Origin of the sequence: Frigidibacter sp. MR17.24, from assembly GCF_037095655.1 — a bacterium.
Lineage (GTDB): Bacteria > Pseudomonadota > Alphaproteobacteria > Rhodobacterales > Rhodobacteraceae > Frigidibacter.
Genome location: NZ_JBAWKE010000003.1, coordinates 61910 through 73588, shown reverse-complemented (window position 1 = coordinate 73588; position 11679 = coordinate 61910). Strand labels below are relative to the sequence as shown.

Annotated in this window: 13 protein-coding genes; 7 read left to right on the top strand and 6 right to left on the bottom strand. The window is 66.9% G+C overall.

Features of this window, described 5'->3' with window-relative positions:
- The first annotated feature begins 53 nt into the window (after positions 1–53).
- From V8J39_RS12640 to V8J39_RS12620, 5 genes are all read left to right on the top strand, one after another.
- On the top strand, positions 54–257 hold the full coding sequence (locus tag V8J39_RS12640; RefSeq protein ID WP_336461278.1) for a YgaP family membrane protein: 204 nt from the start codon (positions 54–56) through the stop codon (positions 255–257).
- A complete protein-coding gene (locus V8J39_RS12635; RefSeq protein ID WP_336461277.1) occupies positions 254–691 on the top strand; it encodes a YeeE/YedE family protein in 438 nt (145 codons plus the stop codon). Before V8J39_RS12640 ends, V8J39_RS12635 begins: the two co-directional genes overlap by 4 nt.
- Position 692: 1 nt before the next feature.
- Positions 693–1133 (top strand): DUF6691 family protein, encoded by a 441-nt coding sequence (locus V8J39_RS12630; protein WP_336461276.1) that lies wholly within the window; start codon positions 693–695, stop codon positions 1131–1133.
- A 16-nt stretch (positions 1134–1149) separates the two neighbouring features.
- Entirely contained in the window at positions 1150–2040 is an 891-nt protein-coding gene (locus V8J39_RS12625; protein WP_336461275.1) for an MBL fold metallo-hydrolase, read from the top strand.
- Between the two features lie 183 nt (positions 2041–2223).
- On the top strand, positions 2224–3000 hold the full coding sequence (locus tag V8J39_RS12620) for a sulfite exporter TauE/SafE family protein (RefSeq protein WP_336461274.1): 777 nt from the start codon (positions 2224–2226) through the stop codon (positions 2998–3000).
- 220 nt (positions 3001–3220) lie between these two features.
- On the opposite strand, the gene V8J39_RS12615 is transcribed toward V8J39_RS12620, so the two are convergent.
- The 6 genes from V8J39_RS12615 to V8J39_RS12590 all read right to left on the bottom strand — a co-directional run bounded on the left by V8J39_RS12615 (position 3221) and on the right by V8J39_RS12590 (position 9276).
- Complete coding sequence (locus V8J39_RS12615) at positions 3221–4231, bottom strand: IS30 family transposase (protein WP_336461608.1); 1011 nt, start codon at positions 4229–4231, stop codon at positions 3221–3223.
- Between the two features lie 171 nt (positions 4232–4402).
- Positions 4403–5770: an ISNCY family transposase gene (locus V8J39_RS12610; protein WP_336461273.1), complete on the bottom strand. Its 1368-nt coding sequence runs from the start codon at positions 5768–5770 to the stop codon at positions 4403–4405.
- Between the two features lie 194 nt (positions 5771–5964).
- On the bottom strand, positions 5965–6969 hold the full coding sequence (locus V8J39_RS12605) for an alpha/beta fold hydrolase (RefSeq protein WP_336461272.1): 1005 nt from the start codon (positions 6967–6969) through the stop codon (positions 5965–5967).
- A 2-nt stretch (positions 6970–6971) separates the two neighbouring features.
- Entirely contained in the window at positions 6972–8330 is a 1359-nt protein-coding gene (gene glnT / locus V8J39_RS12600; protein ID WP_336461271.1) for a type III glutamate--ammonia ligase, read from the bottom strand.
- 28 nt (positions 8331–8358) lie between these two features.
- Entirely contained in the window at positions 8359–8784 is a 426-nt protein-coding gene (locus tag V8J39_RS12595) for a DUF3830 family protein (RefSeq protein WP_336461270.1), read from the bottom strand.
- A 15-nt stretch (positions 8785–8799) separates the two neighbouring features.
- Complete coding sequence (locus tag V8J39_RS12590; RefSeq protein ID WP_336461269.1) at positions 8800–9276, bottom strand: hypothetical protein; 477 nt, start codon at positions 9274–9276, stop codon at positions 8800–8802.
- Between the two features lie 507 nt (positions 9277–9783).
- Between V8J39_RS12590 and V8J39_RS12585 the strand changes: the two genes are divergently transcribed.
- Both V8J39_RS12585 and V8J39_RS12580 read left to right on the top strand, forming a co-directional pair.
- Entirely contained in the window at positions 9784–10710 is a 927-nt protein-coding gene (locus V8J39_RS12585) for an ABC transporter substrate-binding protein (protein WP_336461268.1), read from the top strand.
- Between the two features lie 58 nt (positions 10711–10768).
- On the top strand, positions 10769–11665 hold the full coding sequence (locus V8J39_RS12580) for an amino acid ABC transporter permease (protein ID WP_336461267.1): 897 nt from the start codon (positions 10769–10771) through the stop codon (positions 11663–11665).
- Positions 11666–11679: the final 14 nt, after the last annotated feature.

The following is an 11679-nucleotide window of genomic DNA, read 5'->3' as shown; positions in this document are numbered from 1 at the left end:
GAACGGGCCTGTCAGTCGCATCCGGGGACGGATGCCAAATCGGAGGTCTGGACATGGGCTGCAACGTTGGCGGGATCGACCGCGCCCTGCGCATCGTGCTTGGCGCGGGGCTGCTGGCACTTGCGCTGGGGGGCATGCTGCCTGCGGGCACGGTCGGCGTCGTCGCGGGGATCATCGGCCTTGTCCTCTTGGCGACGGGCCTGTTCAGGTTCTGCCCCGCCTACCTGCCCTTCGGCCTGCGGACCTGCCGGAAATGAGCGTCGCGACCGGGTTCACGCCGCTGGCCTCTGCGCTGGGCGGTGCGCTGATCGGGCTGGCGGCGGTGCTGCTGATGGCGCTGCACGGGCGCATCCTTGGCGCGACCGGGATCCTGTCGGGGCTGATGCGCGGCGGCGACGGCGCCGACTGGCGGCTGCGCGCGGCGCTGGTCGCGGGCATGATCGCGGCCCCCGTCGCGATTGCGGCGCTGACCGGCTGGCACCCGGACATCACGATTCCGGTCGGGCGCGGCGCCATCGTCATCGGCGGGCTGATCGTCGGCATCGGCGTCAGCTTCGGCGGCGGCTGCACATCGGGGCACGGCGTCTGCGGCAATGCCCGGCTGTCGCGCCGCTCGATGATCGCGACACTGTGCTTCATGGCCACCGCCTTCGTCACGGTCTACGTGACGCGTCACCTGATCGGAGCCTGACATGCGCCTGCTGACCGCCCTGCTGATCGGCCTTGTGTTCGGAAGCGGCATCGCCGTGTCGGGGATGATCGACCCGGCGAAGGTGTTGAATTTCTTCGACATCGCCGGGCAATGGGACCCGAGCCTTGCCTTCGTGATGGCCGGGGCGCTTGCCGTGGCGATTCCGGGCTACCGCATCGTGCTCGCGCGCCGCGCCCCGGCCTACGCGCCGCGCTTCCAGCTGCCCGAGACCCGGCGCATCGACCCGGCGCTGGTCGGCGGCTCGGCGCTTTTCGGCATCGGCTGGGGCATCGCCGGCTTCTGCCCCGGTGCGGCGCTTCCCGCGCTGGGCACCGGCATCCCCGATGTCGTGCTGTTCGTCGCGGCGCTGCTGGCCGGCATCCTCGCGGCACGCGGGCTCAAGCGCCTGCCGCGCCTCTCTCCCACGCCTCCCTCCGCCTGAACAGGAGTATCCTGCTGTGACCCAGTCCTATGCCACCGATCACGCCCAGAAACCCGAGGTCACCGGCTTCTTCGATCCGGCGACCAACACGATCTCCTACGTCGTGAAGGATCCGGGCTCGCCGTCCTGCGCGATCGTCGACAGCGTCATGGACATGGACTATGCGGCAGGTCGCATCACCTACGACCATGCCGACCGGATGATCGCCTTCGTGCGCGACCACGGCCTGACGCTGGAATGGCTGATCGAGACGCATGTCCATGCCGATCACCTGTCGGCCGCGCCCTACATCCAGGGCGTGCTGGGGGGCAGGCTTGGCATCGGGCGCAACATCACCCTCGTGCAGGAGACTTTCGGCAAGATCTTCAACGAGGGGACCGAGTTCCAGCGCGACGGCTCGCAGTTCGACCGGCTGTTCGACGACGGCGACCGCTACCGGATCGGCACGCTGGACTGCGTGGCGATGCACACGCCGGGGCACACGCCGGCCTGCATGACCCATGTCATGGGCGACGCGGCCTTCGTCGGCGACACGCTGTTCATGCCCGACGGCGGCTCGGCCCGGGCGGATTTCCCCGGCGGCGACGCGGGCGAACTTTACGACTCGATCCAGAAGGTGCTCGCGCTGCCGGGCGACACCCGGCTGTTCATGTGCCACGACTACGGCCCGAACGGCCGCGACATCCGGTGGGAGACGACGGTGGCCGAGGAGAAGGCGCACAACATCCACGTCGGCGGCGGCCGGACCAAGGACGAGTTCGTGAAGTTCCGCACCGAGCGCGACGCCCAGCTGGCGATGCCGAAGCTGATCATCCCCTCGTTGCAGGTGAACATGCGCGGCGGAGAGCTTCCGCCCGCCGACGAGACCGGAAAGCGGTTCCTGAAGGTGCCGCTGAACGGGCTGTGACCGGCAGGCCGCGACGCCCCGTCATGCCGGTGCGCCGGATCGGTCCGCGTCCCGTGCGCCGGGGGAGCGGACGGGCGCCGGGCCCGCCTCTCGCGATCCCACTCAGGCGACCGGGCGTCATGCACGACGCGACCCTCCCGCCGGGCCTATGCTGACGCCCAGACCGCAACCGGAGACAGGCCCATGTACGACGCGCTGCATTACGCTCTCGGGGGCCTGTCGGGCGGGCTGGTCGGGCTGACGCTTGGCCTTGTCGGGGGCGGCGGCTCGATCCTCGCGGTGCCGCTGATGGTCTATGTCGTCGGCGTGAGCGACCCGCATGTGGCGATCGGCACCTCGGCGCTGGCGGTCGCGGTCAATGCGGCGACAAGCCTCAGCCACCATGCCCGGGCCCATACCGTCAAGTGGCGCTGCGGCGCGATCTACGCCGGGGCGGGGGTGGTGGGGGCGCTGCTCGGCTCGACGATCGGCAAGGCGATCGACGGGCACAGGCTGCTGTCACTTTTCGCGCTGCTGATGCTGGTCGTCGGTGCGCTGATGCTGAAGAACCGCAAGGCCGAGGGGATCCCGGGTGCGCAGTGTTCGCGCGAGAATGCGGCGCAGGTCGTGGGCTTCGGCCTCGGGACCGGCACGTTCTCGGGCTTTTTCGGCATCGGCGGGGGCTTCCTGATCGTGCCCGGGCTGATGGCCTCGACCCACATGCCGATGATCAATGCCGTCGGCACCAGCCTCGTCGCCGTGACCGCCTTCGGGCTGACGACGGCGCTGAACTACGCGGCGTCGGGGCTGGTCGCCTGGGGCATCGCGCTTGTCTTCATCGCGGGCGGCATCGCCGGCGGGCTTGTCGGCACTTCCGCCGCGCGGCGGCTGTCCGGGGCCGGCACGCTCACCACTGTCTTCGCCTGCCTGATCTTCGTCGTCGCCGCCTACATGCTGGCAAAGAGCTGGAACGCGGGCTAGGGCCGGACGGCGGAGATCGAGGAACCCGGTGGAGCGATGACGACCGCGCCGCCAGCGCTCGATCCGGGCCTGTCGGCAAGCGTCAGGTGGCTGTCGCGCCGCTTCATTCAGGATATCCTTTCGGTTTGCAACATCCTGTCACAGATCGAAAGTCGGAGTTCAGGGTAGCGCGTACCCGTGTGTGGTTTCACGCTGAAGGGCGACTTGGTCGCTGGCGAGGTTAGGGCAGGGCGGTGTCACCTTCCATGAGTTTGTCGCGGAAGACCTCGGCGGGTGTTCGATAGCCGAGGCACTTTCTCGGCGTCGCGTTCAGCTGTTGACAGATCGCGTTGACCTGCCGGGTAGTGAGCGTCTTCGGATCGACCTCGCGCGGCAGCCAACGGCGGACCCGGCCGTTGGTGTTCTCGACCGTGCCTTTCTGCCAGGGCGCCTGCGGGTCACAGAACCAGGTCGCGACGCCAAGGCCGGCCTGCAGATAGGGCCAGGCCAGGAACTCCAGCCCCCGGTCGAAGGTGATCGAGCGGCGGGCATGGGCCGGCAGCGGCGAGAGGCTGCCGATCAGCCCGTCCATCACCGGGCGCGAGCGGCGATCGGCATTCTTCATCAGCACGGTGAACCGGCTGACGCGCTCGACCAGCGAGGTCAGGTTGGTGCCGCCGAACTCCTTGCGGAACTGAATCAGATCGCATTCCCATGACCCGAAGACGGTCCGCGCCGTGACCTCGGCCGGGCGGTGCCGGATGGAGATTTCGTCAGCAAACCTAATACGTTGGGGCTTGCGCCGGCCTCGGCCGCGGCGCTTGCGGCGGTGGTCGGGGAGGTGGCGCCAGAGCGCGATCGCCTGACCGTCCTTCGAATAGACGTATTGATAGATCGTCTCGTGGCTGACGCGCTGCGGCGCCTGTTCGACCTTCAGGCGGCCGGCGATCTGTTCGGGTGTCCAGCCCGCATGCAACCGGTCCACGACCGCGGTGCGCAGCGCGGGATCGCGGATCAGCTTGCGCTGATTGGCACGCCGGGCCTCGGCCATCGCCTGCGCATTGGCAGCGTAATAGCCGGAGATGTGGCGCAACTCGGCATCATGGAAATGGTTGCGCCGCAGCTCGCGGAAGATCGTCGAGCGGTGACGGCCAAGCCGCGCTGCGATCTCGGTCGCAGGCACCTTTGCCTCACGCCAGCGCGCGATCTTGCGCCGCTCGTCGAGGCCGATATGCAGGTAAGGGGCTGGCATGCGAACTCCTCCTTTGTGCAAGACATTGATCTTACGACAAAGTCGCAGTTCCAACTTGAATCCACCCGACTGCACTGAGTGTAAACGCAAAGCTGAAACGTCACCTTAGCTGCAAAGCGAAACTGTCACCGGAGCGATGTCGGGAGCGGCTGGACAGGCCGTAGATCCCCATCAATCGCAGGTCTGTCCAGCCGCGGCGGCGGAGGTTCCGGTGAGTTTGCGACGGCGCGGCGGTGTCCGGTCGAGGCTCGTGCGGCCGGTTTTCTTGTATCCGTTCTTCGCGCTCGACGGCGGCACGCGCACATCGCGGACGGCTTTTTCCTGCTCGGTCTTGATATAGGTCAGCACCTCCGCGAGCCGCTTGTTCTCGGTGATCGCGGCATGGGTCACGCGTTGCTGGTGCGGATCGAAAAGGCGGAAGGGAAGGGCCATGCCCTTGTGACGCACCTGCAGCCGTCCATCCGCAAATTCGTAGAGATCGACATAGGTCCCGGCCGCGGCGCGGGCCAGGTCGTTGTCCTCGAGGAGAAGCTTCTTGCGATCGTAGGTGATCGTCAGGGTCTTCGCGAGCAGGCGCTGGTCGCGCAGGCACAGCACCTCGCGCAGCGCATCCGGGGCGAGGTTCAGCGGTCGATGAAGGTTTGTGGTCTGCGCAGGCACCTGGGCGAAGCGGGCGTTGTGACGCGCGATGAACCCGTGCAGGAACGCATTGGCCGCATCCATGTCCGAGATCCCGGCAAGCCTGAGTTCCTTCACCAGTCGGTCCTGCAACGTGCGGTTGGCGCGCTCGACCCGACCCTTGGCCTGGCTGGAATTGGCGCAGAGGATCTCGATGTTCAATTCGGCCAGTGCCCGCCCGAACTGGGTCATCCCATTGGAATGCATATTGGGTTTGGGAACCCGGAACACCGTGTGCTTGTCTGAGTAGAAGGCCACAGGGCGGCCATGCGTGGCCAGATAGCGCTCGAGCGCCCCGAAATAGCTGAAGGTGCTTTCCGAGGGCACGAACTCGAGATGCATCAACCGGCTCGTCGCATCATCGATGAAGACCAGAAGCGTGCAGGGAGCGGCGCGATCTTCGAACCACCGATGTTCGGATCCGTCGATCTGGATCAACTCACCGATGCAGGCCCGGCGCAGACGCGGCTGATGCAGGCAGTGACGATGCTTGCGCGAAACCCAAAGGCCCGCCGCGATCATCCATTTGCGCAAGGTCTCGCGCGAGACAGTCAGGCCATGATCCTCGGCCAGCTTCTCGGCCGCGAGCGTCGGCCCGAAATCCGCATAGCTCTCCCGGACGAGCGTCAGCGCATAGTCGCGCCGCGCGTCATGAATGCGATTGCTCGCAGCGCGACCGCGAGACTGGTGACGAACAGCACAGGCGCCGAGCCGCCGGTACCGCTGAAGCAATCGGAACATCTGCCGACGACTGACCGCGAGAATGCCGGCGCCCGCATCCACGCTCAACCGTCCATGCTCGACCTCGACAAGGATCTCGATCCGCCGCAGCTCGCGCTCGCTCATCACAATCCATCCCATGATCGCTCTCCCTCGATCCCAACCGGGAAAAGGAGAGTGACACTTTCGCTTTGCTCATGGGTGACAATATCGCTTTGCGACTACACTGAGTGTGACTGCCAATCCTGATTATGTATTTACAATTTAGTTTATAGAGGGCTTTGTAGTGCGACCGAGCGTCCATGCGCCACAAGCGGTTGCGCCTCGATCCCAGGTCAGGTCCCCAGAAGCTCGCGCGCTGCGGCCTCGATCTGCGCGCTGGGATCCGGCCAGCGCGCCGGGGCACCGGCGGAGTGCCCGAAGGGGGACAGGATCGGCCGCAGCTCGGCACCGGGGACGCAGGCGACCTCGATCGCGTTCTCCTCGAGCGTGAAATAGCGATCGGTGTCGCAGGGCATCACGATCGCCCGGGCCCGCACGGAGGCGAGCGCCGAGTGCCAGGCGGCGGCTGGCACCCCAAGGTCCGCCGACGCCCAGGTGTCGAGCATCGCGATCAGGTCGGCGGCCTCCCAGCCGAGGTGATCGCGCTCCCAGTCCAGCAGCAGCGCCTCGAGACTGTCGAAGCCCGCGGCGCGCCACATCTCGTCGCGGAAGAACCGGGGCGAATAGGCCCAGCCGCAATAGGCCCGCCCGAAGGCGCGCAGCCCGGCCTCGGGCGCGGTGGCATAGGCGCCGCCCTGCCAGCCGGGCTCCATCGTCAGGGCTGCGCGGATGCCCTCGAGAAAGACGCGGTTCTGCGGCCAGCAGCGCGCCGCACCGCACACCGGCAGGATCGCCTTGACCCTGTCGGGCCACATGGCCGCCCAGTGCCAGGCCTGCAGCGCGCCCATCGACCAGCCCTGCACCAGGGCGAAGCCGCGGATGCCGAGGGCCTCGGCCAGCAGCGCCTGCGCCCGGATGTTGTCGGCGATGGTGACCAGCGGCCAGGCGGCGCGGGCGGCCGGCGTCGGGGCGTGACTTGGCGAGGTCGAGCGGCCGTTGCCGAACATGTCGACGGCGACGATGAAATGCCGGCCGGGATCAAGCGCCCGGCCCGGGCCGATCAGCGCGTCATAGCTGTCCGATGTGCCGGTGTAATGCGACGGCAGCAGGATCGCGTTGCGCCCGTCGGGCGCCAGCTGGCCCCAGCTTCTGTGCGACAGCCAGGGCTCGATCGGGAAGGATCCGCCCGCCGGCACGAAGCCGGCGAGGGGAAACCTGCGGGGCGAGGCGCGCTCCATCGTCAGAACAGGTGGCTGTAGCGCTCGATCTCCCAGGCGCTGACCGTGAGGTGGTATTCCTGCCATTCCTCGGACTTGTAGCGGATGAACTCGTCGCGCAGCTCGCGCCCGAGCACCTCTTCGACCAGCGGATCGGCGGCGAAGGCTGCCACCGCCTCCTGCAGGGTCTGCGGCAGGAAATCGATGCCGCGCGCCGCCCGCTCCGCCTCGGACATGGTGTAGAGGTTGTCCTCGTTGGGCGCGCCCGGGTCGATGCGGTTGCGGATCCCGTCAAGCCCGGCCGCCAGCGCCAGCGCCGCCGCCAGGTAGGGATTGACCGCGCCGTCGGCGTTGCGGCTTTCGCAGCGCCCGCCGCCGGCCGGCACCCGGACCGAGTTGGTGCGGTTGTTCGATCCGTAGGAGTTGAACACCGGCGCCCAGGAGAAGGTCGCCATGCCGCCCTGGCGGACGAGCCGCTTGTAGCTGTTGACCGTCGGTGCGAAGGCCGCGCAGAGCGCGCGCCCGTGCTTGAGGATCCCGCCGATGAAGTGATAGCCGGTTTCGGTCAGCCCCAGACCGCGCGGGTCATCGGCCGGATCGCAGGCGAAGAGATTGGCCCCCGTCTGCAGGTCGCTCAGCGACATGTTGAAATGGGCCCCGTTGCCGGTGCGGTCGGCGAAGGGCTTGGGCATCATCGTGGCGATCAGCCCCTCGTCCGCCGCATAGCGCTTGGCCATCATCCGGAAGAAGGTCACCCGGTCGCAGGTCTCGAGCGCGTCGGCGAAGCGGAAGTCGAACTCGAACTGACCGTTCGCATCCTCGTGGTCGAACGAGTACAGATCCCAGCCCAGCGCGTCGATGGTCTCGGCCATGCGGTCGAGCCAGCGGAAGTTGTCCATGAAGCTGCGCAGGTCGTAGCAGGGCTTGGTCAGCACGTCATCGGCGGTCGGCGTCTCGAGCCGGCCGTCCTCGGTCTTGCGCAGCAGGAAGATCTCGCACTCGACCCCGAGGTTGAAGCCGAAGCCCATCTTCGCGGCCTCGGCCAGCTGGGTCTTCAGCGCGACACGGGTGTTGAGCGCATAGGGCGCGCCCCGGAACTCGTTGTCCGAGGGGAACCACGCCACCTTCGGCTCCCACGGCAGCTGGATCCAGCGGTCCAGATCGGGAACCGAGGTCAGCTCGTCGTCGTTCGGCGCCTGACCCAGCCCGTCCAGCGCATAGCCCGTATAGCGTTCGGAGCCATGCGCCATGTGGGCAAGGTGCGGCAGCGGCACCACCTTGCCCTTGGGCACGCCGTGGATGTCCACGTAGGCGCCCATGCAATACTTGACCCCGCGCTCTTCCAGCTTGGCACGGAGCGCCTCGATCTCTGCGTCAGACATTCGGATGATCCTCGGTTCCGTCCCGGCTTCAGGCGGCGATGCGGAGTTCGACGACGCGGCTCTGGTCGGCCCAGGTCTCGTAGCCGGTCAGTTTCAGCGCCATCTCGCCCTCGATCACCTCGCCGATGTACGAGATCGGCAGCGGCTCTTCGGTGGTGTCTTCGCCGTAGTTGATGCAGAACTGCTGGCGCGGCGAGTAGAAGCAGACCGCGCCCGCGACCTTGCCGTATTTCGCGATCCGCTCCCGGCCCACGTCCTGGGTCAGGTACTTGTTCTCCCACGGCGCGACGAGCGGCAGGGTGAAGAAGATCAGGTCGCCGTTCAGCTTGGCATGCTGCAGCATCGACTTCATCGGCAGCTTTTCGCGGAACTGGGCGCACAGCTGCGGCGCCTTGTCCTCCCAGATCTCCATCCGGCAAATGTCGGTGCCGTCAACGCTCAGGACGAGTTGCATGTCTATCTCCGGATCTCAGGCGGTTTTCTGCTTGCGGAAGGCGGCGCCGAGGCCCCAGGGCAGGATGTAATCCACCCACATGTGCAGCCGGTTGGCATAGCCCAGCGCGGCATGCGACAGCCGCGCAAGGTCCTCGGTCGTGGTGCAGAGCTTGGAGGCGTCGACATAGAGCCGCCCCATCTCGGCCGCCGACGGCAGCGACACGAAGTCGAAGAACGCCGCCTTGTAGCCGATGATCTGGTCGATGATCGCCTGCAGCGTCTTGAGGTCCGCGTCGGTATCCTCGCAGACGCGGATGATGCCCCAGAGCATCTCGTCGGCATAGGTGCGCGCCTCGCCCTCGGCGAAGATGATCGTGGACAGGTACTGCCCCCGTGCGCCGGTGTTGCGCGGCACGATGCCCTTGCCCAAGTCCGTCACGTCGGGCGGGCTTTCCATCCAGATCTTCTCGCGCTCGGCCTCGAACCGGGCGATCGCCTCTTCCAGGGTCATGGTTCTCTCCTGTTGCCGGCTCTCTCCTGCGGACGGGGAGCCTGTCAGGATCATTGTCGGTGTTGATTGATTGTTCAAATTTAATTTTGACCGCCCGCCGCTGGCGATCCGGGGCGGCAAGACGCCGATCAAGCCCTCACATGCAAAGTCACGAGGAAAATATCGGGAAAATCCGGCCGGGTCGAAGCGCGTCCGCACGGCGGCGCACCCCGTTCCGGCACGGGGAGCTGAACAGAATCTTCAAGCCAAACATCAATTTTGCCGGGTAAATCACGGCGATTCGCGGGCCCAGCCAGACAGAACCGGCCTGCTTGGGATGCAGATGCGTGGAAATGGCGCCAAAAGATTCCGCAGATGCGCGAAGTTCAGGACCAAGCCCGGAAACGGCCCGGTTTGCCATTCCCCCATGGGGCGATGTGCCGCCAGAAATTGAACACACAATCAAACAGGGTCGGCCCAACCTGCCCGTCGCCCGTCCGCCGGACGGGTTCCAACATGGAGACGATGATGAAGCTGCACCTCCCCGCCGGCCTCCTCGGACCGGCCAGCCTGATCGCCGCGAGCCTCGTGCTTGCCGCCCCGGCCTCGGCCGAGGGCTTCCCGCCCCGCACGCCGATCCCCGCGCTGGACGCGGTCCCCGAAATCGCGGCGATGCTGCCGGCCGCGATCCAGGAGAGCAAGACGATCAGGCTGGTGACCGACGCCAACTACCCGCCCTGCCAGTGGCACGACGCCGACGGCACGATGGTCGGCTACGAGGTCGACATCTGGGACTCGCTCGCCCAGGTGCTCGGCGTGACCCTCGATGTCGAATCCATCGACTTCGCGGGGCTGATCCCCGGCGTGCAGGGCGGCCGCTACGACATGTCGATGGAATGCATCACCGACCGTCCGCAGCGCGAGGAGGTGGTGAGCTTCGTCAACCACTCGCTGACCTACGGCAACGCCGCCTACTACCTTGCCTCGAACAGCGCGATCGTGGCCGACGACCCGAAATCGCTGTGCGGTCTGAAGACCGCCGGCCAGAGCGGCACCGACTTCCTCAGCCGGCTGGCGACCTTCGGCAAGTGGTGCACCGATCAGGGCCTGAAGGACCTGCAGATCAGCGAGTACCCGCAGCAGTCGGCCGTCCTGCTGGCGCTGTTCTCGGGCCGGATCGACTGGGCGCTGTCGGATGCCTCGGCGGTGGAAGAGGTGCGCGCGAACAACCCGGTCGAGATCGGCACCATCGTCGACCCGACCGAAGAGCGCCACTACCTCGGCATCGTCGTCGCCAAGGAGAACACCGAACTGCAGCAGGCGCTGCAGGCCGCGCTCGAATACATGAAGAAGCAGGGGACCTATGACGCGATCTTCGCGAAATGGGATCTGGAACATGCCGCGCTGAGCGAGTTCGGCATCAACATGACCACGACCAAGCCGCTGTCGCAGTGATCCTGCCTTTGGGCCCGCCGGTACGCCGGCGGGCCTTTCCGCTTCCGGACTGGACCCCATGACCGAGATGTTCGACCCCCGCCGCGCACCGACGCGAAGCCTGCGCGACACGCTCCTGCAGGCGATCTCGCCGCGCCGGGCACTGCCCGCCGTCATCGGGCTCGGGCTGCTGCTGACGGTGCTCGAGAATGTCGCGACCAACCCGCGCTTCCAGTGGGACGTCGTCGGGCAGTACCTGTTCGCGCCCACCGTGCTCAACGGCTTTGCGACCACGCTGTGGCTGACGGCGGTCACCATGGCGATCGGCGTCATCCTCGGCATCCTGCTCGCGCTGATGCTGACGCAGGGCGGCACCACGGCGAAGACCTTCGCCGGCGGCTACATCTGGTTCTTCCGCGGCACGCCCGTGCTGGTGCAGCTGATCTTCTGGTACAACCTCGCCGCGCTCTACCCGCGCTACGCGATCGGCATCCCCTTCACCGGCATCACCTTCGCCGAAGGCTCGTTCAACGATCTGGTGACACCCTACACCGCCGCGATCCTCGGGCTGGGCCTGAACGAGGGCGCCTACATGGCCGAGATCGTGCGCGCCGGGCTCGACAGCGTCGAACGCGGCCAGCGCGACGCGGCCAAGGCGCTTGGCTTCAGCCGCATCAGGACCCTGCGCCTCATCATCCTGCCGCAGGCGATGCGCTTCATCGTGCCCCCCACCGGCAACCAGACCATCGGCATGCTCAAGGGCACCTCGATCGTCTCGATCGTCGCGCTCTGGGACCTGCTCTACTCGGTGCAGACGATCTATTCGCGCACGTTCCAGACCATACCGATGCTGATCGTCGCCTCGATCTGGTACCTCGTGGCGACCAGTGTCCTGACGCTGATCCAGAGCCGGATCGAGCGGCACTACAACCGCGGCTACCGCCCGCGCAGCACCGACGCCGAAGCGCCGCGCTGATCGCCGGAAAGGAC